This is a genomic window from Nocardiopsis terrae (assembly GCF_014651695.1).
GTDB lineage: Bacteria > Actinomycetota > Actinomycetes > Streptosporangiales > Streptosporangiaceae > Nocardiopsis > Nocardiopsis terrae.
The window spans coordinates 1-21,897 of the sequence record NZ_BMXJ01000013.1; the positions used below are offsets into that span (position 1 = coordinate 1).

The 21,897-nt window shown below is 69.0% G+C and carries 27 protein-coding genes; 11 read left to right on the forward strand and 16 right to left on the reverse strand.

Translation table 11 applies throughout. The features are described from left to right. Positions 1–316: 316 nt before the first annotated feature. Entirely contained in the window at positions 317–757 is a 441-nt protein-coding gene (locus tag IE195_RS25625; RefSeq protein WP_191276287.1) for a hypothetical protein, read from the reverse strand. Between the two features lie 242 nt (positions 758–999). Beyond that, on the reverse strand, positions 1,000–1,404 hold the full coding sequence (locus IE195_RS25630) for a DoxX family protein (protein ID WP_191276289.1): 405 nt from the start codon (positions 1,402–1,404) through the stop codon (positions 1,000–1,002). 133 nt (positions 1,405–1,537) lie between these two features. Between IE195_RS25630 and IE195_RS25635 the strand changes: the two genes are divergently transcribed. Continuing rightward, positions 1,538–2,248 carry a spermine/spermidine synthase domain-containing protein gene (locus IE195_RS25635; protein WP_191276291.1) on the forward strand — a complete coding sequence of 237 codons (711 nt, stop codon included), beginning with the start codon at positions 1,538–1,540 and terminating at the stop codon, positions 2,246–2,248. A gap of 13 nt (positions 2,249–2,261) precedes the next feature. Here the strand turns inward: IE195_RS25635 and IE195_RS25640 are convergent, their stop codons facing one another. The 7 genes from IE195_RS25640 to trxA all read right to left on the reverse strand — a co-directional run bounded on the left by IE195_RS25640 (position 2,262) and on the right by trxA (position 8,625). Beyond that, complete coding sequence (locus IE195_RS25640) at positions 2,262–2,480, reverse strand: EF-hand domain-containing protein (RefSeq protein WP_191276293.1); 219 nt, start codon at positions 2,478–2,480, stop codon at positions 2,262–2,264. A gap of 217 nt (positions 2,481–2,697) precedes the next feature. Beyond that, entirely contained in the window at positions 2,698–3,606 is a 909-nt protein-coding gene (gene pstA, locus IE195_RS25645; RefSeq protein WP_191276295.1) for a phosphate ABC transporter permease PstA, read from the reverse strand. Further along, positions 3,603–4,607, reverse strand: coding sequence for a phosphate ABC transporter permease subunit PstC (gene pstC / locus IE195_RS25650; protein WP_191276297.1), 1,005 nt, complete (start codon positions 4,605–4,607; stop codon positions 3,603–3,605). The genes pstA and pstC overlap by 4 nt, the downstream gene beginning before the upstream one ends. A gap of 105 nt (positions 4,608–4,712) precedes the next feature. Next, positions 4,713–5,843 carry a phosphate ABC transporter substrate-binding protein PstS gene (gene pstS / locus IE195_RS25655; RefSeq protein ID WP_191276299.1) on the reverse strand — a complete coding sequence of 377 codons (1,131 nt, stop codon included), beginning with the start codon at positions 5,841–5,843 and terminating at the stop codon, positions 4,713–4,715. 385 nt (positions 5,844–6,228) lie between these two features. Further along, complete coding sequence (locus tag IE195_RS25660) at positions 6,229–7,014, reverse strand: response regulator transcription factor (protein ID WP_191276303.1); 786 nt, start codon at positions 7,012–7,014, stop codon at positions 6,229–6,231. 49 nt (positions 7,015–7,063) lie between these two features. Then, entirely contained in the window at positions 7,064–7,936 is an 873-nt protein-coding gene (pstB, locus tag IE195_RS25665; protein ID WP_191276305.1) for a phosphate ABC transporter ATP-binding protein PstB, read from the reverse strand. 314 nt (positions 7,937–8,250) lie between these two features. Further along, complete coding sequence (gene trxA, locus IE195_RS25670) at positions 8,251–8,625, reverse strand: thioredoxin (RefSeq protein WP_191276307.1); 375 nt, start codon at positions 8,623–8,625, stop codon at positions 8,251–8,253. 275 nt (positions 8,626–8,900) lie between these two features. Here trxA and IE195_RS25675 point away from each other — a divergent pair, with 275 nt between their 5' ends. Then, entirely contained in the window at positions 8,901–9,248 is a 348-nt protein-coding gene (locus IE195_RS25675) for a YidH family protein (protein WP_191276309.1), read from the forward strand. After that, positions 9,245–9,613 carry a DUF202 domain-containing protein gene (locus IE195_RS25680; protein ID WP_191276311.1) on the forward strand — a complete coding sequence of 123 codons (369 nt, stop codon included), beginning with the start codon at positions 9,245–9,247 and terminating at the stop codon, positions 9,611–9,613. The genes IE195_RS25675 and IE195_RS25680 overlap by 4 nt, the downstream gene beginning before the upstream one ends. 239 nt (positions 9,614–9,852) lie before the next feature. On the opposite strand, the gene IE195_RS25685 is transcribed toward IE195_RS25680, so the two are convergent. The 3 genes from IE195_RS25685 to IE195_RS25695 all read right to left on the reverse strand — a co-directional run bounded on the left by IE195_RS25685 (position 9,853) and on the right by IE195_RS25695 (position 12,496). Next, a complete protein-coding gene (locus IE195_RS25685) occupies positions 9,853–10,836 on the reverse strand; it encodes an NAD-dependent epimerase/dehydratase family protein (RefSeq protein ID WP_191276313.1) in 984 nt (327 codons plus the stop codon). Positions 10,837–10,922: 86 nt separating this feature from the next. After that, positions 10,923–11,636, reverse strand: coding sequence for a PIG-L deacetylase family protein (locus IE195_RS25690; protein WP_191276315.1), 714 nt, complete (start codon positions 11,634–11,636; stop codon positions 10,923–10,925). 107 nt (positions 11,637–11,743) lie between these two features. Continuing rightward, complete coding sequence (locus tag IE195_RS25695) at positions 11,744–12,496, reverse strand: WbqC family protein (RefSeq protein WP_229826469.1); 753 nt, start codon at positions 12,494–12,496, stop codon at positions 11,744–11,746. A gap of 333 nt (positions 12,497–12,829) precedes the next feature. Between IE195_RS25695 and IE195_RS25700 the strand changes: the two genes are divergently transcribed. After that, a complete protein-coding gene (locus IE195_RS25700; RefSeq protein ID WP_191276319.1) occupies positions 12,830–14,386 on the forward strand; it encodes a glycosyltransferase family 2 protein in 1,557 nt (518 codons plus the stop codon). A 122-nt stretch (positions 14,387–14,508) separates the two neighbouring features. Next, positions 14,509–14,934 carry a DUF3817 domain-containing protein gene (locus IE195_RS25705; RefSeq protein ID WP_191276321.1) on the forward strand — a complete coding sequence of 142 codons (426 nt, stop codon included), beginning with the start codon at positions 14,509–14,511 and terminating at the stop codon, positions 14,932–14,934. On the opposite strand, the gene IE195_RS25710 is transcribed toward IE195_RS25705, so the two are convergent. The 3 genes from IE195_RS25710 to IE195_RS25720 form a co-directional block, all read right to left on the reverse strand. Then, entirely contained in the window at positions 14,910–15,710 is an 801-nt protein-coding gene (locus IE195_RS25710) for an SURF1 family protein (RefSeq protein ID WP_191276323.1), read from the reverse strand. The two genes, IE195_RS25705 and IE195_RS25710, sit on opposite strands and share 25 nt — an antisense overlap. Positions 15,711–16,075: 365 nt before the next feature. Further along, positions 16,076–16,267, reverse strand: a complete 192-nt coding sequence (locus tag IE195_RS25715) for a type II toxin-antitoxin system VapB family antitoxin (protein ID WP_191276325.1) — start codon at positions 16,265–16,267, stop codon at positions 16,076–16,078. 99 nt (positions 16,268–16,366) lie between these two features. Further along, complete coding sequence (locus tag IE195_RS25720) at positions 16,367–16,906, reverse strand: DinB family protein (protein ID WP_191276327.1); 540 nt, start codon at positions 16,904–16,906, stop codon at positions 16,367–16,369. Between the two features lie 150 nt (positions 16,907–17,056). Here IE195_RS25720 and IE195_RS25725 point away from each other — a divergent pair, with 150 nt between their 5' ends. Further along, positions 17,057–17,824, forward strand: a complete 768-nt coding sequence (locus IE195_RS25725) for an alpha/beta fold hydrolase (RefSeq protein ID WP_191276329.1) — start codon at positions 17,057–17,059, stop codon at positions 17,822–17,824. A gap of 78 nt (positions 17,825–17,902) precedes the next feature. Here the strand turns inward: IE195_RS25725 and IE195_RS25730 are convergent, their stop codons facing one another. Then, positions 17,903–18,313 carry a VOC family protein gene (locus tag IE195_RS25730; protein WP_191276331.1) on the reverse strand — a complete coding sequence of 137 codons (411 nt, stop codon included), beginning with the start codon at positions 18,311–18,313 and terminating at the stop codon, positions 17,903–17,905. Between the two features lie 354 nt (positions 18,314–18,667). On the opposite strand from IE195_RS25730, the gene IE195_RS25735 reads away from it, so the two are divergent. From IE195_RS25735 to IE195_RS25755, 5 genes are read left to right on the forward strand one after another with little or no spacing between them, the layout of a single operon-like run. After that, the gene (locus IE195_RS25735; RefSeq protein WP_191276411.1) at positions 18,668–19,549 is read left to right on the forward strand and encodes an ABC transporter ATP-binding protein; all 882 of its coding nucleotides are present in this window, start codon (positions 18,668–18,670) and stop codon (positions 19,547–19,549) included. Then, positions 19,546–20,400, forward strand: a complete 855-nt coding sequence (locus IE195_RS25740) for an ABC transporter permease (RefSeq protein WP_191276333.1) — start codon at positions 19,546–19,548, stop codon at positions 20,398–20,400. The genes IE195_RS25735 and IE195_RS25740 overlap by 4 nt, the downstream gene beginning before the upstream one ends. Beyond that, positions 20,393–20,662, forward strand: a complete 270-nt coding sequence (locus IE195_RS25745) for a helix-turn-helix transcriptional regulator (RefSeq protein WP_191276335.1) — start codon at positions 20,393–20,395, stop codon at positions 20,660–20,662. Before IE195_RS25740 ends, IE195_RS25745 begins: the two co-directional genes overlap by 8 nt. Before the next feature lie 20 nt (positions 20,663–20,682). Next, entirely contained in the window at positions 20,683–21,219 is a 537-nt protein-coding gene (locus IE195_RS25750; RefSeq protein ID WP_191276337.1) for a hypothetical protein, read from the forward strand. Between the two features lie 33 nt (positions 21,220–21,252). Next, the gene (locus IE195_RS25755) at positions 21,253–21,798 is read left to right on the forward strand and encodes a hypothetical protein (RefSeq protein ID WP_191276339.1); all 546 of its coding nucleotides are present in this window, start codon (positions 21,253–21,255) and stop codon (positions 21,796–21,798) included. Positions 21,799–21,897 lie beyond the last annotated feature (99 nt).

Sequence of the window (21,897 nt, forward strand, 5' to 3'; positions counted from 1 at the left end):
CAGACCCTGGGCTGGGCTACCCCGGCCGAGGTCCTCAACGAGTTCCTCGTTGCAACAACCACTTGACCCCAAGGCGCCGAAGTTGCCCCTGGTAGCAAGATCACGGGGATATGCGGGTGCAGGGCACGATACGCCGGTGGCCGGTTTCAGATCTGGGCTCCGCCTTGTCCGTCCACAGGCTGTGCATAACTCGGGTCACGGGTGACTCTCCGAAAGCCCCTGCTCCTCCGGCCCCTGCCTTCCCTTCTCCAGATCTCCCGTGTTTGTCCACAGGCTGTGGAAACAGAACCCTCCCGCCACTGGCGGAGATCTCGACTCACCCGGTGAATCCGGGCGGGAGAATCGACCGGAGGAGCTTTCCGTCCCTCGGACACACCCACGAAGGAACACCGCCCGCCATGTCGGGTTTGGCTGGGTGCACATGTCCGGGGCAGGGCGGCGCGGGTTCTCCGCGGGTGCTCTCCAGAACCTCCTCCTGGAGCTGGTCCGCGAGCATGAGCACCGCTTCGCTGTCCGGCAGGGAGTCCGGGAGTCTCACCATGGAGCCGACACCTCCGGGATCGAGGGACAACCCGACCAGCACCCCCGGTTCACCGCAGCCCGGATAGGTGCTGTCGAATTCCAGTTCCAGGGCGGACCCGGGTCTGGGGCCCATGTCGAAGACAAAGGAATTGACGTTCTCCGTGGCCGTGGCGGTCAGTGCCGCCACATGAGGGTTCCCGGCCTGCCGCAGCACCTCCTCGGACCACTTCCGCACCAGGTCCGCACTTCTTCTCCGGCTCACTTCGCCTCCCTGTATCCGTTTCCGGCGGGTGTCACGGGGGAGGCCCAGGCGACCCTATCGACCACGGCCGCCCTCCGCCCCGCTCCACGGGCGCGCGGCGCGGACTCCGAAAAACGGCGAACGCCCCCGGCCGGGGCCGGGGGCGTGCACGTGCGCCGGAAGGCGGACGCGCCCAGCTCCTCGTTCGACTGACGCCCGCCCCGCATCCCGGGGGATCAGGCGGAGGATCCGGACCTGGGCCGCGACTGGAGCGCCGCCCAGATCAGGGGGATCTGCAGCGGCACCCGCCCCCAGGCGACGACCTTGTTGTCGGCCACCGACGGCAGGCGCCCCGAACCGGAGTCGAGCGCCATTCGGACGTTGGCCGGCCACACCGCCAGGAGCAGCGCGGCGCTGGCCGGACCGGCCCACCTGCGCCGGGTCAGCAGCCCGACCCCGCAGGCCAGTTCGACGGCGCCGCTGCCGTACACGAACGCCCGGTGGGCGGGCAGGCGCCGGGGCATGATCGACTCGAACGTTCTGGGCGCGGCGAAGTGCAGTACCCCCGACCCGAGGAACAGACCCCCCAGTGCGATCGGGGCCGCTCCGCGCAGCCTCTCCAGACGTTTGCCCATGGTCATGCACACTCCTCTCGTGACGCGCCGCCACCAAAGCTACTCGCCGGTAAGCAAGGGGGCCCGCACCGGCCCTCCCGAGGCGGCGGAAGGTCCCGAACCCAGCGGGCGGAGCGCCCCGGCGGGCACAATGTGGAACATGAACCAGCGAACGCGAGACCCCGCCCCCGAGGGCGAGACGGTCACCCTGGCCCGGGTGACCGGTGAGACCGGCGGTGACCTGGTGCTGCGCAGGGTGGGCGCACACTACGAGATCTACTCCAACGGGATCTTCCTGATGGACACCCGCGATGGAACCTCCGAGCGGGAGATGGTGCGTGCGAGCCTGTCCGGACTCCCCGCGGGCCGCTCGCACGCCCGGGTGCTGATCGGCGGACTCGGCGTGGGCTTCTCGGCCCGCGAGGCCCTCGACAACCCCCGCGTGTCCCGCGTGGACGTGGTGGAGCTCGAACCGCAGGTGATCGCCTGGCACGACGACGAACTCGGCGAGGCCGCCGAGTACGTCCACCGCGACCCCCGCTGCCGGATCCACAACGCCGACATCGTCGCCTGGCTGGCCGAGGCCTCCGCCGCCGCCAAGCCCAGCCGCTACGACGTCATCTGCCTGGACACCGACAACGGCCCCGACTGGACCGTGGTGGAGAACAACAACCGCCTGTACGAGGCGGCGGGCCTGGAACAGCTCGTCCGGTTGCTGGCCCCCGGCGGTGTGCTCTCCTTCTGGAGCGCCAACGCCGTGGACAGCTTCGAGGAGCTGCTGCGGACCCGCTTCGGCTCGGTGGAGGTCGCGGAGGTGGTGGTCGCCCGGGGTGTCCCGGACACCGTCTACCTCGCCTCGAACCCCCTCTGACCCCGGTGGCCCCTCAGCCCCGGTCGCGGGACATGTAGGCGGCGAACTCCTCCAGGGAGATCCGCTGGTCGCCGTCGGAGTCCATCGCCCGCACCGCCTCGGCGGCCTGCTCCTCGGTGGTCTCCTCGCCCAGGTTGCTCATCAGCGAGGTCAGCTCCTGCGCGGAGATGAGGCCGTCGCCGTCGGTGTCGACGAGGGTGAAGGTGGCGGCGTACTCGGTGGTCTCGGGCATCGGGGCTCTCCGGATCTGCTGGGGAAGGGGCCCGGCCAGGCTACCGGTGGCCGCCCGCCCGGACCAGTGGACGGCGCGGTTCCCGGTCGGTCCGGCGGCCGCCCGGAGCGGCCCCGCTCCGGGCCCCGGCCGGGGAGGGAACACGGAAGGGGCCGTGCCTCCCGCTGCGGACAGCGGGCGGCACGGCCCCTCGGTGGCGACAGTTGGTCGACGGGGCTCAGCGGGAGCCGGTGGAGGCCTTCGAGCCGATCCAGCGGGCGACGACGGTGAACGCCAGCACCAGCACGAACAGGCTCAGCGCGGCGCCCCAGGCGCGGTCGATACCCGCCTCGAAGGGCTGGGCGGCGCCCCGGTACAGCTGGATGGGGACCGCGCCCTGCGGTTCGCCCTGGAAGGCCGTCACGACCAGGCCGGACCCGAAGGCGGTCAGCAGCAGCGGCGCGGTCTCACCGATGCCGCGAGCGATGGCCAGCATCGAACCGGTGGTCAGGCCGGGGGCCGCGGCGGGCAGGACCGTGTGCACGATCGTCTGCCACCTGCGGGCGCCCAGGCCGTAACTGGCGTTGCGGATCTCGTTCGGGACCAGCCGGAGCATCTCCTCGGCGGACCGGGTGACGATCGGCAGCATCATCACGGCGATGGCCACCGCACCGGCGAAGGTGCCGAAGCCCATGCTGCCCCACCCGATCACCACCAGGCCGTAGACGAACAGACCCACGAAGATCGACGGGATACCGGTCATCACGTCGGTGAAGAAGCGGATAGCGGCGGTCATCCGGTTCGGGCCGTACTCGACGATGTAGACCGCCGTGGCGATACCGAACGGGATCGACATCAGCACGGCCAGCGCCATGATGTACAGCGTTCCGAAGAACCCGGCCGCGTAGCCGCCTCCCTCGCGCCGGGGCGGGGGCTCGGTCTGGGTGATGAAGTCCAGGTTGATCACGCCGATGCCGCGCCGGGTCACCTCGAAGACGATGAGGACCAGGGGGATCATGGCGAGGACCATCGCCGCGGTCAGGACCACGGTCGCGGAGCGGTCCTTGAAGCGACGGTAGGAGGAGCCCTTGGGGCGTTCGCTCAGCGGAACGTGCCTGCGCGGCGGGGTGGAGGTCATGGTGCTCATACGGCGGCGTCTCCCGTCATGCGCCCCAGTCGCCAGACGATGACGCGGGCGAGGATGTTGACGATCATCGTGACCAGGAACAGGGCGACACCGATCGCCATCAGTGCGGTCCTGGCCTCCGGGGCGGCCTCACCGAAGGTCGCGGCGATGTGCGAGGCCATGCTGCTGCCGGTGCCGAACAGGCTCGCTCCCCAGGCCTGGGAGCCGCCGATCAGCATCAGGACCGCGATGGTCTCGCCCAGGGCGCGCCCCAGGCCCAGCATCGCCGCCGCGACGATCCCGGAGAAGCTGGCCGGGAGGACCACCTTGCGCAGGACCTCCCAGCGGGTCGAACCGAGGGCGTAGGCGGCCATCCTCTGGTCGATCGGGTGCACCACGATGACCTCGCGGATGATGGCGGTCATGATCGGCAGGATCATGATGGCCAGTACGATCCCGGCGGCCAGGTAGCCGACGCTGCGGACCGGGCCCTCGAAGAGGAAGAACCAGCCGAGGGCGCCCTCCAGAAACTCGAAGAAGGGGCGGAGCACGTTCGGCAGGAACCAGTGCAGGCCCCAGAGGCCGAAGATGACGCTGGGCACCGCGGCGAGCAGCTCCACCATGTAGGAGAGCGGCTTGGCCAGGCGGTTCGGCGCCAGGTGGGTGATGTAGAAGGCGACCATGATCGCCAGCGGAAGTGCGATCAGGATGGCGATGGCCGAGGTCACCAGGGTGCCGTAGATGAACGGCCAGGCGCCGTAGGTGCCGCTGATCTCGCTGCGGGAGCTGCCGGCGCTCCAGTCCTCGCCGAGCAGGAAGCCGAAGAAGCCCTCCTTGGCGAAGACGGGCCAGGCCTCGGACGTGGTGCGGATGACCATCAGGGCCAGGATGACCAGCACGATGGCGCCGCAGGCCGTGACGGCCCACTTGAAGATCGGGTCGGCCATCCTCCCCTTGCCGGACCTCAGCGCGCCCCGCCGGGGTTCCTCCGGGGCAGGGGCCTCGGGGGCCTCAGTGGACATGTTGCTTCTCCTCTTGATGGCTTTCGTGGGAGTGGGAGAGCGGTACGCCCCTGCGGGGCCGGGGAGGCGGGCCGGGGGCGCGCACGCGCCCCCGGCCCGGTGGGGTTACTCCTGGTCGGTGTCGCCGTCGGCGGCACCTTCGTCGGAGCCGTTCTCGGAGTTGGTCTTCTCCAGCTCGGCGATGACGCGGTCGGTCAGGTTCGGGCCGAGGGGCGCGTAGCCCAGCTCACCGGCGAGGTCCTGCGCGCCCTCGTCGGTCAGGGCCCAGGTCCAGAAGTCGATGATGGCGTCGGCGGAGGCCTGCTCGTAGCCGCAGGTGTAGGTGAAGATCCAGTTGGTACCGGCGATCGGGTAGCCCTCGCCACCGATGTTGTCGATCGAGAACTGGAAGTTCTCCGGCACCTCGGCCTCGTCGGAGGCGGCGATGGTGGATTCCAGGGTCGGCTCGATCGGGGTGCCGTCGGCGTTCACGACCGAGGCGACGGCCAGGTCGGCCTCCTGGGCGAAGGACTGGTTGATGTAGCCGATGCCGCCGGGGTTCTGCGAGATGCCCTGCGCGACACCGTCGTTCTGCTGGCCGCCGACCAGGCCGGAGGCCCAGTCGAGCTCCTTGCCCTCGCCGTACTCGTCCGCCCACGACTCGACCTCGGTGCTGAGGTAGTGGGAGAAGACCGCGGTGGTACCGGAGCTGTCGGAGCGGTGGACCGGGACGATCTCGTCGCTCGGCAGGTCCATGTCCGGGTTGAGATCGGCGATCGCCGGGTCGTCGAAGGTGGTGATCTCGGTGGAGTAGATGTCCGCGATGGTCTGCGCGTCCAGGACCAGACCGTCGAGGTCGGGGTTGCTGAAGGCGATGACCACGGAGCCGAAGACGACCGGGAACTGGACGGCCTCGCAACCGCGGTTCTCGGCCGCGACGGCCAGGTCCTCCTCGGTGAGGTAGGCCTCGGAGGAACCGAAGTCGACGGTCTCCTCCAGGAACTGCTCCACACCGGCGCCGGAGCCGACGCTCTGGTAGTTGATGTCGACGCCCGGCTGGACGTCGCTGTTGTAGGTGTAGATCCAGTCCTGGAACAGGGGGTCGGGGAAGCTGGCACCCGCGCCGGTCAGTGACGCGCTGAGGTCACCGCCGCCGCCGTCGGCACTGTCGCCGTTGTCCCCGCCACCGTTGCTGCACGCCGCCGCGAGCAGGGGGATGGTCGCCAGAACGGCGAGCTTGTAACGCCCGTTGCGCATGTCGTAGTTCTCCTCGTTGAATCACCGCTGTCGGGGCTGACGTGAAACGACAGTAAGCGTGTAGAAAGGCGTTGTGTCATCGAAATGAAGGACATCCGGTAGAAGGAGGGTGAATGGCGGGTGAATGAGGGTTACTATTTGATAACGGCACCTGTGTGTGGTGGTGCCGATGGCTGTGAGTGACCCTGGGTAGCTCGCTCTGACCTGGAGCTATGACGAGATTCTCGGGCGTGTCGACGTGGGTTCGTGGTCGTTTGTATGACAACTTCCACTTTCCGCGGATTCATCTGTCCGTTGGTCTGGTGAAAATGACCCGGACATGAATATCGGGCCGCTCCGTGTTTTCCGGAGGGCCCTGGAAAAGGTCCCGACTTCCTTCGTGCGGTTACCCGCCGCTCGCCGTGTCCAGCCGGTATCCGATGCCGCGGACCGTGTGGATGAACCGGGGCTGGGACTCGGAGTCACCGAGTTTGTGACGCAGGCGGCGGATGTGCACGGCGATCGTGTTGTTCACCGGCGGAAGCGGCTTGCGCCAGACCTCCGTCCACAGCTCTTCCCGGCTGACCACCCTGCCGCTGTGTCTGAGCAGGAAGTCCATGATCCCGAACTCCCGCAGCGCCAGGTTGACCGGATGCCCGTCCACGAACAGCCGGTGGCCGAGGGCGTCCAGCTCCAGATCGCCCGAGCGCAGTGCGGCGGAGGCGCCGACCTCCACGGTCGGCGCCCCCTCCGGACCCGGCAGCGAGCCGCGCAGCAGTGCCGACAGCTCGGGGATCCGGTAGGGGCGGTTCACGCACGCTGTGGCGCCCGCGGCGAGCGCCCGCATCGCCCGCTGAGAGTCCCCCGGGCCCACCCCGATCAGGATGGGGATGTCCGTCGCCCGCCGGGTCACCCGCACCAGGGTCTCCAGTTCCACCTCGGGCGGGGCCGAGTTGGTCAGCAGTGCGTCCGGACGCGCCATCCCCACCCGGAGCAGGGCCTCGGCCCCGTCCACGCAGACCGTGATGTCCACGTCGTGGCCGCTCAGCGAGAGCACCAACTGGTGCGACTGCTCGGACTCGGGCTCCACCAGCAGGACCCTCAGCGGACCCTCCGACCGCTTGACCCGCACCTCGGCCTCCGGCACGCCGGAAGGCGGCGGCACCGGTGCGGAGGAGGTCAGCGCGGGCATGGGCGGGTCCACTTCGTCGAGAGGGGTGGTGCTGGGCGCGGACGCTCGGTTACCCGAAGCGACCCGAGATGTAGTCCTCGGTGCGCTGGTCGGCGGGCTTGCTGAAGATCTTCGCCGTTTCGTCGAACTCCACGAGGCTGCCGTAGCGGTCCCCCGCGTCGTCCACGCCGGCGGTGAAGAACGCCGTGCAGTCCGAGACCCGGGCCGCCTGCTGCATGTTGTGGGTGACGATGACGATGGTGTACTCGGCCGCCAGCTCGTACATGAGGTCCTCGATCTTGAGCGTGGCGATCGGGTCGAGCGCCGAACAGGGCTCGTCCATGAGGATGACCTCGGGGTTCACCGCGATGGTGCGCGCGATGCACAGGCGCTGCTGCTGGCCGCCGGAGAGGGCGAAGGCGCTCTCCTTCAGCTTGTCCTTGACCTCGTCCCACAGGGCGGCCTTGGTCAGCGTCTCCTCGACCAGGTCGTCCATGTTGCCGCGCACCCCGTTGATCCGGGGACCGTAGGCGACGTTGTCGTAGATGGACTTGGGGAACGGGTTGGGCTTCTGGAAGACCATCCCGATCCGGCGGCGGACCTCGATCGGGTCCACGTCGGAGGCGTACAGGTCCTCGCCGTGGTAGGTCACCCTGCCCTCGACCCGCGCTCCCGGGATGAGGTCGTTCATCCGGTTGAGCGTGCGCAGGACCGTGCTCTTGCCGCAGCCGGAGGGGCCGATCATCGCGGTGATCTGGCGCGGGCCCACCTTCATGTTCACGTCACGGACGGCCTTGTTGGACCCGTAGTGGATCGACAGGTCGGAGATGTCGAAGACGGGGTTGCCCAGGTCGGGAACCTCGCGGTTGTACCGGACGGTGTCGGGGGCGATGCCGCGGCCGGACTCGGTTCCGCGCGGGGTCGCGGTGTTGCTGACAGACATGGGGCCACTTCCGGGTCGGACGGAGCTCGTGTGCACGTGGGGGGTGAAACCCGCGGAGCGCGGTCGATACCCATGAAAATATGCCTGCGTGAAGCTAGGGTGAACGAACCCCGTGGCCAAGGTGAACGTGGGCGGTGGAGTGCGAAGCCTCCGGTGACGAACCGGTGTCGTCCTCGGCCGCCGTGGTGCCGCCGCGCCCGTACCCGGTACGGAGCGGGACGCGTTCGGGCGCCCAGGGCCCCGAACGCGACCGCCCCGACGGCTCCGCGCCCGCCGGGGCGGGCGGTGGGACGTCGGGGCGGTCGGGGTCCGCGTTACTGCGGGGTGTCGCCGGCCTGCTCGGCGACCTTCTGCTTGACCTCTTCCATGTCCAGCTCCCGGGCCTGGGTGATCAGGCTCTCCAGGGCCTCGGCGGGAAGGGCGCCCGGCTCGTTGTAGATGACCGTCTGGTCACGCACGATCATCAGCGTCGGGATGGACTGGATCTTGAACTCGAAGGCGAGCTCGCGCTGCGCCTCGGTGTCCACCTTGGCGTGCACGATGTCGGTGTGCTGGTCCGAGGAGCTCTCGAACACCGGGGCGAACTGCCGGCAGGGTCCGCACCAGTCCGCCCAGAAGTCGATCAGGACGAAGCTGTTGTCCTTCAGCGTCTCGGCGAAGTTGTCTTTGGTGAGTTCGACGGTGGACACGTGGTCTCCTGATCTTCGTACGTCTTGTTGGTGTCGACCGGGGGCCAACTGCCATCCTCTTGGGTCCTACAGCGGTGGTGCCCACTCGTTTGTTCCACATGCCCCGCCGGCGGTCCGAGCACCCCTCCTGGCTTGGAGGTTTCCGACCCAACACGTGTTGCATACCTGTTTGGGAGGAAAGACCGATCGAGGTTAGTGTCGGTTTCGGGTCACGGGTTCATTGTCGTGACCGAAGCCCTCGTCGGGGGGCCGAACGCCGAAAACCGGGGGGACCGATGAGCGCTGAGGTGCCTGAGGGCGACCGGGCCGTCGACTACCGGTTCACCCTCGCCAACGAACGTACCTTCCTGGCCTGGATCCGCACCGCGCTGGCTCTGCTCGCGGGGGCGGTCGCCGTGCTCCACCTGCTGCCGCTGAACTGGGACGCGGCGCCGCGCACCCTGGTCGGTCTGATCCTGGCCGGGCTGGCCGGTGTCGTGACCGTGTACGCGCCGCTGCGCTGGTACCGCGTGCAACGCGTCATGCGCCGCGGCGGGACCCTGCCGATGAGCCCCCTTCCGCTGATCACCACGTTCGCGGTGGGACTCGTGTGCCTTCTGGTCCTGCTGGGGAACCTGCTGTGAAACCGGGGGTGGAGAGGGACCCCGGCCTCCAGCCCGAGCGCACCCTGCTGTCCTGGCAGCGCATGCTCATCCTGCTGGCCGTGGTGGGCCTGCTGTACCTGCGGGGACCGCTCGAACCCGGCTCCTCCGCGGTGCCCGAGGTGGCACCGGCGCTCCGGGTGGGCGTCATGGCCTTCACCCTCATGCTGGGAGCGGCCCTGGGCCTGCACCTGTGGTGGAGGTGGCGGAGCACCGGCCACGGACTCCGCGACCCCCGGACGGGTCAGCCGCCGCAGAACGTGGCCAGCCCCTGGGCGATGGGCCTGCTGAGCGCGTGTGTACTCGCCCTGACGGTGGTCGTGGTGACGACGGTGCTCGTGCCGTGAACCGGAGCCGCGGGTATGCCCTGTCCACTGGCGGGGCTCGGGGTTCGGCGCCCGGGAGACGGCCGGTGCCGGGCCCTGCCCTCGGGCGGGCCTCGGGGGCGCCGGGCCGGCGGCGAGGCGGGGACCGGGCCTCGTGACGCCTCCTCTCCTGTCTGTCGGTCAGCGGCCGTGGAACGGCCGCGGGTCAGGCGGACCGGGTGGCGGGAACCCGGGTGCTGCCTTCCTCGTCCGGCCCGGGGTCAGACCGGCTCCGGCACCGAGCGGGCCGAACGGCGGTGCCGCACCAGGGAGCCGATGATGTCGTTCAGGTCCCTCGTCGGCTCGTAACCGATCAGGCGTGCGGCCAGGGAGGTGTCGGGGTAGCGGCGCTGCATGTCCTCGTACCCCTCTCCGTAGGCCTGTTCGTAGTCGACGTAGGTGATCGCGCTGGAGGAGCCGGTCAGCTCCACGATCCGGTCGGCGAGCCCCTTGATCGAGACCTCCTCGCGGCCGCCCAGGTTGACCGCCCGGTTGTAGGCCTCGGGGGTGTCCATCAACCGCGTCAGGGCGGGGACCACGTCGTACACCGATCCGAAGCAGCGGCGCTGGGCGCCCGTTCCGTACACGGTGATGGGATCCGACGACAGCGCCTGGTCCACGAACCGGGGGACGACCATGCCGTACCGCCCCGTCTGCCTGGGCCCCACCACGTTGAAGAAACGGGTGATGACGCAGGGCACGCCGGACTCCGTGCCGTGGATGTAGGCGACCAGTTCGTCCAGGCCCTTGGCGGCCGCGTAGGACCAGCGGCTCTTGACTGGCGAGCCGTAGATCCGGTCGTCGTCCTCCTTGAGGCCGTCGGCGTCGTTCTTGCCGTAGACCTCGCTGGTCGAGGCGACCATGTACGGCACCCGGTGCCTGACCGCGGCCTCCACGACGTTCTCGGTGCCGTGCAGGTTGATCCGCAGTGAGCGGAGCGGGTTGTCGACGATGTTGTAGACGCCCACCGCGGCGGCGAGGTGGAACACGGTGTCCGCCTCCGCGACGAGCTCGTCGACCAGCTCCCGGTCCAGGATGTCCCCCTGGACGAAACGGAACCCGGGTCGGTCCTTCAACTGGGACAGGTTCGACAGTGAACCGGTCGAGAGGTCGTCGAGCACGGTGACCTCGTGTCCCTGCGCGATGAGGTGATCGCTCAGGTGTGAGCCGATGAACCCGGCTCCACCGGTGATGACAGCCTTCATGGTTTCCCCTCCACTACGGACTGGGCGGATGTTCTGCTCTTCACGGGGGTGGGTCGTGACGGGTGGGGGAGTTCTCGCGTCGCCGGTCAGGCCAGGTGGCGCAGGACGTGGTAGCCCTCGCCGAGGGCCACTCCGGCCTGCATGCCCCTGAGGACGGCGAGGCTGCGCAGGGTGAGTTCGGAACGGGTGTGTGGGTGTTCGTGGCTCTGGGAGCCGTACAGCTCCATGCCGTGGAGCTTGGCGGCCAGGTCCCGTTCGGTGAGTTCGACGATGAGGTTGGGGGAGCACACGGGTTCGGTCCGCCACTGGTCGGCGGCCTCCTCGTAGGCCAGCACCAGCCGGGGGTGGTGGCGCAGGAGGGTGTTCGAGGGGCGCAGGGCCGTGTGGGCGGCCTCGGCGGTGGCCTGGTGGTCCTGGTTGTAACTGGTGCGGTGCGGCACGAGCACCACGGTCGGTCGCAGACGCGCGATCGAGAGCGGGCTCTCCCGCTCGATCAGCTGTGTCAGGTCCACCCGGGGGGACGAGTCCAGCCTCAGGTGGTGCGTGTCGCCTGGCAGGGCCATGTGCCAGTCGTCCCAGCGGAAGTGTTCGGAGACCTTCTTGATCTCGGTGTAGCGCTCCTCCGCGGTGGAGAAGCCCCTCGGAGACTGGTCCGCGGTGTCGCCGACCGTCAGGAACTGTACGAAGACCTCCGCGCCCGCCTGTTTGGCCTTGCTCATCAGGCCGCCGCAGCCGAGGGTCTCGTCGTCGGGGTGGGGGGCGTAGACCAGGAGGCGCTCCTGTGACCAGTCCGTCGTCATGCCAGTTTCCCGTCCTTTGCCGAAGTGGGCGATCGGTTGTTACCCGAACCGTCGGAACCGCTGTGCCCGAGGGTTCGGGTCGGCGGTGCCCCGCTCGCTGACCCGGGTCAGCCGCGGGACCCTGCCTGTCGGAGCACGCTCAGCGCATCCGGTCCGGCGTTGAGCAGGAGGTCGATCGCCGACAGGCGGGGCACGAATTCGTCGGCGGGTCCACGTGTGTGCTGCCGGTACACCGGGTGGTCGAAGTCCTGCCACTCGATGTCCACCCCGTGGCGGTTCATGATCCCGGGGTCCAGGTAGTCCTTCGCGCCCGCACCGGAGAGCAGGGTGTGCGCTCCGGCCTTGGCGCAGATCTGGGCGAGCAGCTCACTCTTGTGCCCGGGGAAGTCCCCGAGTTCGCTGGCGCGCAGAATCGGTGTGTCGATTCCGAAACCACGCGTCAGTAGGCGGGTGGTCGCTATGGCCAGCTCCGCGAGGTCCTCCCACTCGGTCTCGTACAGATGGGCGATTTCTTCTGCGTAATCGCCCCAGTACGGGGCTTTTCGGTAACAGTGTTCAGCCAGCGCCCTGTGGTGCTTGGTGCGCCATTTCTGTGTGTTGTCAATCTTCTTGTCCAGAATGGTCTCGTCACGGCTGGCCTGTGTGACGGGCACGGTGAGCAGCACGGGCTTACCCGGTCCGGCGACGTAGTTTCGGTTCTGCCAGCCTCGGCGCTCGAACTGGACTGTGTCGAGCATCACGAAACAGTCGGAGCGGTCGATCTTGTCGATCAGGCCCAGCCAGGGCCAGTAGTGCGGCTGGTGCACCGCGGCGAGCACACGGTCGGTGTCGTGGCTGTTCGAGGCAGTTCTCCCACTCACGGGCTCCGGGGTCGCGCGGGCAGGATCTGGCGAGGGGGATCTCGGGTCGCCGATCACGCCGGACGTTCTCCTTGTCTCGTTTTGTTGCGTTTTGCGAGGATTTTCCGGACCCTGTGTGGCCTCGGGTAAACCGGAGCGGCGCCAACGCCGACGCCTCGCCTCAAATATCTTCTAATGGGTACCACCTCACGCAAGCCCGTGTATACGATTTGCGTGGCCTACATAGGACGCGAACCCGGGTGAACCCACCGGTCGCGTAGGACGTCAACCTAACACCGACTTTGCGGGTTAATGTCGGTCCGAAACCGATAACTTTCGGAGGGTTCCAGGGCTGTGCGTATTGCGCGTTTCATCGGTGGTTTGCTGACCGGGCTGATCGCCCTGGTCCTGGCTGCCGCACTCTTCGTCTACTGGTTCGACTTCGCGACGTCGATGGCGGCAGCCGCCGGCATCGGCGCTCTCGGCTACGTCTTCCTGTGGATGGCCTTCGGGCTGAACCTTCTGCTGTGGACCGTGGTGGGCCTGCTCAGGCTGGCCGAGGGCGGGGCCCGGGGCGCCCTACGGCGCGGGTCCCGGGGGCGTCAGCCGCGGGCGGACCCCGGCGGCCGCGAGCGCGAGCGGCTGCTCGTCGGCGCGGCGGGCGCGGGCGGCGGCACCGCGCTGTCCGAGAGCGGTGCCGGAACCGGTCCCGCCGACGCGGACACCGTCGAAACGGCGGCCTCCGACGGCGCCGCCGCGGTCCAGGACCCCGAGACCGCCACCATCGCCGTCATCATCCCGGCGCACAACGAGGAGCCGGTGATCGGCTCCGCGATCTCCTCCGCGCTGGGCCTGTTCAACCGCTGGGACATCTACGTCGTCTCGGACTCCTCCAGGGACGCGACAGCCGAGATCGCGGCCAGGACCGGCGTGAACGTCCTCGAACTCCTCACCAACCGGGGCAAGGCCGGGGCGATCGAAGCGGTCATCGAGGAGTTCTCGCTGACCGAAAACTACGACGGTGTACTGATTCTGGACGCTGACACCGAGCTCGACGCGGGATACGTGGAAGGCGCCAAACGCCAGCTGGCCGACCCGGGTGTGGCCGCCGTCGCGGGCTTCGTGGTCTCGGAGTGGAAACCGCGGGAGCGCAACGTCGTCGGGCGGATCATCTCCGCCTATCGCGACCGCCTGTACTTCATGCTCCAGTACCTCATGCGTTTCGGGCAGACCTGGAAGCGGACCAACGTCGCCTTCATCGTCCCGGGCTTCGCGAGCGTGTACCGCAGCCGTGCGCTCAGGGAGATCACCGTCAACCCTCCGGGGCTGGTGATCGAGGACTTCAACATGACCTTCGAGGTGCACCGCAAACGCCTGGGCAGGGTGTCGATGCGGCCGGACACCAAGGCCTACAGCCAGGACCCGTTCACCTTCCGGGACTACCGCAAGCAGGTGGGCCGCTGGACGCTGGGGTTCTGGCAGACGGTTCGGCGGCACGGGGTGTGGCCGAGCTTCTTCTGGTTGGCCCTGGCCCTGTACATCCTGGAGGTCGTGCTGGTCTCGTTCCTCTTCCTGATCACCGTGGCGATCGCGGTGTTCGTGCTCGTCGGCACGTTCGGCGGGGACGTGGTGGCGGGTCTGCCGTTCTTCACGGAGGGGTTCACCGCGGTCACGGCCTTCCTTCCGCTGACCGCGCTCGCCATCGGCCTGCTCGTCCCCGACTACATGCTCACCTGCGTCATGACGGTGGTGCGCCGCCGGCCGTCCTACCTCCTCTACGGCCTGTTCTTCTTCCCGATCAGGATCGTGGACGCCTACCTCTCCCTGCGGATGATCCCGAAGGCGTGGACGGCCAAGTCCGACGGGCGGTGGAGCAGCCCCACCCGGGTCGCCAACAAGGACCGGAAGTGAACCGGTACCGAACTGCGAGAATGTGAGATTGGCCGGGCGCGGCCACCCCGGGGGCCCGCCGCGGCGGACAGCGCTTAGCCTCGATGGAGGGGTCCCGACCCTCCTCGGGGCGAAGTTGTCGAATGGGTGAGGTCGCAGTGGACAAGAGGCGTGTTTCGTTCGCGTTGTACCGGGTGCTCGCTTACATCACAGGTGTCTTCCTGTTGGGCCTGACCTTCGTGGCCATGCCCGCCAAGTACCTGGTCGGCGAGAGCTCGATGTTCGCCCTGGCACCCGCCCCCGAGGGCCTGGAGCACTGGTTCGGCCCCGAGTCACCGCTGATGCTCTTCATCGCGATGCCGCACGGCTACGTCTACATGGCCTACGTGCTCGTCGTCCTGTGGGTTTCCCTGGACCGCCGCTGGGGCGCGGGCCGAACCCTGGGCGTCGTGCTCGCGGGCACCGTCCCGGTGCTCGGTTTCGTGGTCGAGCACCGTGTGGTCAAGTCCGAGAGGGCGAAGGAGCCGGCGGCCACGCGTGCGGCTCAGGAGCCCGCGCCCGCCGGCTGATCCGGGTCCCGTTCGCTCTCCTCCGAGGCCCCGCCCGTGTTCCGGGCGCGGGCCTCGGCCAGTTCACGGCGCATGAGGATGATCCAGAACGCCACTCCGGAGGCGCCGAACATGGCCCACTGGACGGAGTAGCTGAGGCTGCGCCAGTTGATCGAGAACTCGGTGGGCGGTTCGGGCGGCGGCATCGGGGTGAGCCCGCCTGCTGCGGGGTCGCTCCCGGGCAGGGTGAGGTAGGCCGCGTAGAGCCGGTAGTCCCACTCGCCGACCAGCACCGACGGGGCGATCCGCTCTGCTGTTCCCGCCTCGGACTCGCCCATGGGGACGAAGCCCTCGGAGGAGTCCTGGGGCGGTTGGAGCCAGCCGGTGACGGTGACTTCGCCCTCGGGGGAGGGGGGCGGTTCGGTGCCCTCCGCGGACCAGCCCCGGTTCACGGCCAGGGCCACGCCCTCCTCGGTGACGAGGGGGGCGACCACCGCGTAGCCCTCGGTGCCGTCCATCCGCTGCGGTACCAGGAGCTGGGCGTCGGCGTCGAACCGCCCCCGGGCCCGGACCGCGGTGTTCGCGGTGAGGTTGGGGTGCAGGTAGGTGCCGGGTTCACCCAGATCGGTGACGGGCACGGCGTCGGCCAGGTCCTCCACCGGGTTGGTGATGACGTCGCGGTCGGGTTCGAACGCGCGGTTGCCCTGCCAGTAGGCACCGGCCGTGCACACCAGGGCCACGAGTAGGGCGGCGAGGTGGAGGCCGAGCCAGCGCGGGCTGAGGAGCGGTGATCTCACCTGTCCAGGCTATGCGCGGCCTCCGAGCGGCTGATCATGACCCCGTGTTGACGATGGCCACAGCCGCTTGGCGGTTCCCCGGCCGAGGAATGAAGATCACTTTAAGTAGTTTCTCGTAACGGAGGGTTGTTCTTCGTGGGTGTGGTGGGTAGTGTCTCTATCAACGCGGAACGACAAGATCGCTTCCACGTGAGAGACCTTCAAGGCCGCGACTCCAGGGGGGAGGAGTCGCAGGCCGCTTCCCAGAGCGAGGGTTGCCTCCGTACTTTGAGGGGGGATGCGGAGGCGACCCTCGCCACCTCGTGGACGGGGCGGGCCCACCGGTCGGTGGACCCGCCCCGTTCTCGTGTCCGGGCGGGTTCCGGTCAGTTCCGCGGGCGCCGCCGTTTCGGGGGTTCCGTCCTGTCGCGCTCCCTGAGGGTCTCGGCCCTGCTCCGGTGGCGCGCCGCGTAGACCCGCAGGGCCAGGTTGACCGCGTCATCCTCGCTCCGGGCGCCGGAGAACCTCATGGCCTCCCGGAGGGCCTCGTCGTCGATGTCGATCCAGGTCGGGCTCACGCCGCACTCCTTGGCGCTCAGGAACGTGTGGGACGCCCCCATCGTCTCGCACACGGAGGGTGACACGCGCACTACCGAAGGATGCGGCCCGTGTCGGGGTCAGCCCATGGTCTTCTGCCCGTCCAGCGACTCGCGGATGATGTCGGCGTGGCCGCAGTGCTGCGCGGTCTCCCGGATCAGGTGCAGTAGGACGTCGCGCGCGCTCCACGAGGTGTCCTCGGGGAACCACGGCGCGTCCGGGAGCTTCCGGCTGACCTCCAGGTCCGGCAGGGCACGGACGTAGGCCTCGGTCTCCTCCGCCGCCCGCGCGTACTCGGCGAGGACGCCCTCCAGGGTCTCGCCGTCGACCAGACGGAAGGTCTCCTCGTGGCGCTCGAAGGTCCTCGGGTCCTCGTAGTCGACCTCCTTCGGCCCCTCCTCGATGAACCCGACCCACCCGCGCTCCACCTCGGTCAGGTGCTTGACCAGGCCGGCGAGGGTGAGCTCGCTGGCGGTGGTGCGCCGGGTGGCCTGTCCTCCGTCGAGCTTCCTGAGGGTGGTGAGCAGGAACTCGCGCTGCTGCGCGAGGAAGGACAGGAGCGTCTCCCTCTCGTCCGAGTGGGCGCGGTCCTGGTTCTGCTCCGCCGTCTGCACCGTCATGGTTCTCCTTCGTCCGGTTCGTCCTGGTAGCCCGAACTCTAGAAAGCGTGGCGGTCAGTTACTGTCCTCTACCTGACCGGCATGGCCGGACTTTCTGGCTTCGGCGAAAGCCCTGCGGTTAACCTGGCGGTCTGGCGACCCGGAGGTTCCATGGCCCTGATACCGCTCCAGTACCGACTCGACGGCCCCGTGCACGCGCCCGTCGTGCTGCTCGTGCCGCCGTTCGGCACGAAGATGTCGGTCTGGGAACCCCAGATGCCCGAACTCACCCGCAACCGCCAGGTGCTGCGGATCAACCACCGGGGGCACGGGACCTCGCCGGCGCCCGGGGGGCCCTACTCCGTCGAGGACCTGGCCCTGGACGTCCTCGGTGTCCTGGAGGGCCACGGGTTCTCCAGGGTCTCGGCGGTCGGTGCCGGGTTCGGCGGATCCCTGCTGTTGTGGATCGCCGCCAACTCCCCGCGCACCCTGGAGCGGCTCGCGCTGCTGGCCGGGACGCCGCGTACCCCGCCCATGCACCGCTGGGACCGGGTCGCCTCGCGGGTACGGGGGGCAGGGCTGGAATCGGTCACCTCGGACGTGGTCCTGCCCTGGTTCACCCCGGACCTGACCGAGGACCGCCCGGAGGTCGCGGCCCGGTTCACGGAGGACTTCGGCAGTACCGATCCGGGCGCATTCGCGTCGATCTGCGACACCGTGGCCGGGATGGACCAGCGCAACCTGGTCTCCGGCGTGCGCGCACCGACCATGGTGGTCTCCGCCGCGCACGACCCCCTGCTGCCGCCCGGGCACGGGCGCAGGCTGGCTGACGGGCTCCCCGACTCCCGGTTCGAGGTGGTTTCCGGGGCCGCGCACCTTCTCGGGGTGGAACGTGCCGACCGGGTCAACGAACTGCTCGTGGAGCACGTGGCCGCGTGAGGGGTCGCGGCCGAACACGGTCCCCGTGCGCGGCCCCGGGCGCCCGGGGGCTCGGTTCCGCATCCGCCGGGGGCGGGTTCAGGTCTGGTCGGGCACCGGGATCAGCGGGCTGTTGATCTCCAGCAGGTAGCCGTCCGGGTCGCGGAAGTGGGAGGCGCGGATGCCCCACGCGGTCCAGTCGCGGGGTTCCATCACCTGACGTGCGCCGTCCGAGACCAGGCGGGCGGCGGCCTCGTCCACGTCGTCGACCTCGAAGATGATCGCGAGCCGGTCCTGGTTGGGGAGCTCCGGGTCGGCGGTGTCGGTCTCCAGGGCCTCGGCCATCACCTCGCGCTGGTTGATCGCCAGTCTGGTCTGCGAGTGCACGTCGAACTCGGCGTAGCGGCTGTTCTCGTCGCCCCAGAGGACGGGGAGTTTGAGGATGTCGGCGTAGAAGCGGAAGCAGGCCTCGTAGTCGTTGACGAGGAGCCTGGTGTAGCTGAGGCGCATGGAAGTCTCCTGCCGTGCGGGATGGGTCGTCGGCACCATTCTCACGTCCGAGAGTGACGGATCACTGAGTATCCGTACCCGGATGTTCTGTGGCCGGATGTGGCCACATCCTTTCCGTTTTCCTGGTTGACCTGCGGTTTCGGTTCTGGACCCCGGCTCCGAGCGGGCCTGGCCGCCCTTCGGTCCTCGATCCCCCTGTGCTCAAGATGTAGTAGGACTACTATCAATCAAAGTAGAGTAAGTACGAACGAAAGGAGAGCTGTGACGAACCAGGCACCCACGGGCCGGCCCAGGGTCAGCCCTGCGGCCTCCGGACGCCCCACCGAGACCGTGCTGCGGGCCAGCGGCCTGCGGATGAACTACGGCAGTACCGAGGTCCTGAAAGGGGTCGACCTCACCGCGAGACGGGGCGAGGTGATCGCGCTTCTGGGCCCCAACGGGGCGGGCAAGACCACCACCATCGAGATCCTGGAGGGATTCCGGCGCCGATCGGCCGGAGACGTCGAGGTCCTCGGCTCCGACCCGGAGCACGGAGACGAGGAGTGGCGCTCCCGCCTCGGGGTGGTCCTGCAGTCCTGGCGCGACCACGCCGCCTGGCGGGCGCGGGACCTGCTCCACCACTTCGGCCGGTTCTACGCCCCGCACTCCCGGCCCGGCCGCGTCCGCCCGCACGACACCGACGAACTCCTCGCCCTGGTCGGCCTCACCGAACAGGCGGGCCAGCGGGTCAAGACCCTCTCCGGGGGCCAGCGCCGCCGACTCGACGTGGCGATCGGCGTGGTCGGCCGCCCCGAGGTCCTCTTCCTGGACGAACCCACCGCCGGGTTCGACCCGAAGGCCCGCCGGGACTTCCACGACCTGGTGTTCCGTCTGGCCGACGAGGAGGACACCACGATCCTGCTCACCACCCACGACCTGGACGAGGCCGAGAAGCTCGCCGACCGCATCCTCCTCCTCGCCGGGGGCGCCATCGTCGCCGACGGCAGCGCCGACCAGCTGGCCGGACTGGTCGCCCGGGACAGCGAGGTCGTCTGGACCGCCGACGGCACGCGCCACGTCCACAGCACCGACAACCCGGCCAGGCACGTCGCGGAACTGTACGCCGTGCACGGGGACGGGATCACCGACCTGAAGATCACCCGGCCTTCCCTGGAGGACGTGTACATGGCCATGGTCCAGCGGCACGAGCGCGGAGACGCCGAGAGCGCCGCCGCCCACTTCGGGGAGAACCGATGAACAGCACCCTCAACGCGCTCCGGGCCGGCCTCTCCCGGGGCTGGATCGAGTTCACACTGTCCTTCCGCAGCGCCCAGGAGCTGTTCGGCTACCTGTACATGCCGCTCCTGTTCCTGGGGATGGCCATCGCCTTCAACAGCACGGGGATGGCGGACGACGAGGGCCACCCGATCGGTGCGGTCGTCCTCAGCGGCGGTGCGGCCTTCTTCCTGGTGATGCTGGGCGTGACCACCGTCCTCCAGGTCCTGGCCAACGAACGGGAGGACGGCACGCTGCTACGGGCCAAGGCCGTTCCGCGCGGGCTGCTGGGGTACACCGTCGGCAAGTCCGTGCACGTCGCGGCCATGTCGGTCACGGCCATGGCCCTCATGGTGGTGCCGGGACTGCTGTTCGTCGACGGTTTCGGCTTCGAGCGGTGGACCGACGCCCTGATCCTGCTCTGGGTGTGCGTGCTCGGCATGCTCGCGCTCGCACCCATCGGGGCGATCATCGGCTCGTTCATCACCAACCCGCGTATGGGGGTCACGCTGGCGGTGCTGCCCACGATCCTCATCGTCATGGCCTCCGGCCTCATGTTCCCCTTCGAGTTCATGCCCGACTGGGTGCAGGTCGTCGGCCAGATCCTGCCGGTCTACTGGCTCGGACTGGGGATCCGCGCCGCGATGCTGCCGGATTCCTACGCAGCCCTCGAACTGGCGGGATCCTGGCAGTTGCCGCAGGTGGCGGGGGTTCTGGCAGTCTGGGCGCTGGTCGGGCTCGTGGCTGCCCAGTGGGTCCTGCGCCGGATGGCACGGCGCGAGTCCGGGTCACGGGTCCAGGCAGCCCGAGAGGAAGCGATGAAGCGTGCCTAGCGAGAAGTCGAACGGCCGCCGTGCCAGGTCGGCGGCCACCACGGAGACGATCCACAACCGGATCGCTGTACTGCGGGCCGAACGAGGCGTCTCCCGCCGGGAGCTGGCCGAGGCCCTCGGGGTCCACTACCAGACCGTCGGCTACCTGGAGCGGGGCGAGTACAGCCCCAGCCTGCACCTGGCGCTGAGCATCGCGAAGTACTTCGAGGTACCGGTCGAGGTCGTCTTCTCCACCGAACCCTTCCCCCGCATCGGCCATTGACGGCCGCACAGGAGCTACACATGAACCCGGAGACCCCCAGCGACCGCGTCAAGCTGGAACGCGCCGACGATCCGAAACTGAGACGGGCCTGGGCCTCCCGCGCCCGACGCCGCCGGTACACGGTGCTCTACGTGGCCCTGGTGATCGCCGGAGCCGCCTTGCTGGGCTGGGCTCCCAGGGGCGGCGGCGTCCTCCAGGCCATCGTGCCGATGCTGGCCATGGCGGTGGTCATCGGCGTAGTGCTCTTCGTGATCACCCAGCTCAACCGGTTCACCCGCCTGTCGCTGCCGCACCGGTTGCTCGACGAGCGGCAGCGCGCCGACCGGGACGCCGCGCACCGTGTGGCACACAAGGCGATGGCCGCGGTTCTGATGGCGGTCTTCTTCCTGGCCTGCCTCGTGCCCGTCTACAGCCCACCGAGTGTGGTCTTCCCGTCGGGGCTCGCCGCACCCCTGCTCTTCACGCTGGTGATGCTGCACACCTCGGCACCCGCCTGCTACCTCGCCTGGACCCGGCCCGACGAGCTTCCCGACGAGGACGGCCCCGACCGGTTCTGAGCGTCCGCCCCTGAGTTCTGAAGGAGAACCGCCATGAAGAGAAGCCCCGAGGAGCGCGCGGAGGCCCACCTCCAGAAGCTGCGCACCCGGTTCGAGGACCCGAAGATCCGCAGGCTGTGGGCCGACCGGTCGGCCCGGCGTCGCAGGTTGTTCCTGGCCCTGTTCCTGGTCCTGTTGGGCACTGCGGCCCTGACCTCGCTGGCGCTGTCCCAGAGCACTCTGACGGTGCTCGGCTCCAGCCTCGCCCTGCTTGTCGTTCTGATTCCCCTGAACATCACGTTCCAGGTGCTCGAAGCCGGATCGCGGACCATGCACGGCTACGAGCTGGTGGTGGACGAGCGGCAGCGTGCCGAGATCGAGAGCGCCCGCTCCCTGGGCCACTCGATCACGTCGGCCCTGCTGATCCTGGCGGTGGCGATCGCCGGTGCCGCCCACCTGCTGAGCACCAACCCCGCGGCCGACCACACCGTGCCGATCGGCGTCTTCCTCCCGGTGGCCTATCTGGTGCTGGTGGTCCACCGTTACTTTCCGGTGGCCTACCTCGCCTGGACCCAGCCCGACGAGACCTCCGGAGACTAGTTCCGGTCCTCCTCCGCAGGTGATCTTGCTACCAGGGGCGATTTCGGCGCCGACATCGCCCCTGGTAGCAAGATCACCGGGGGTACGGGGCGCGGAACG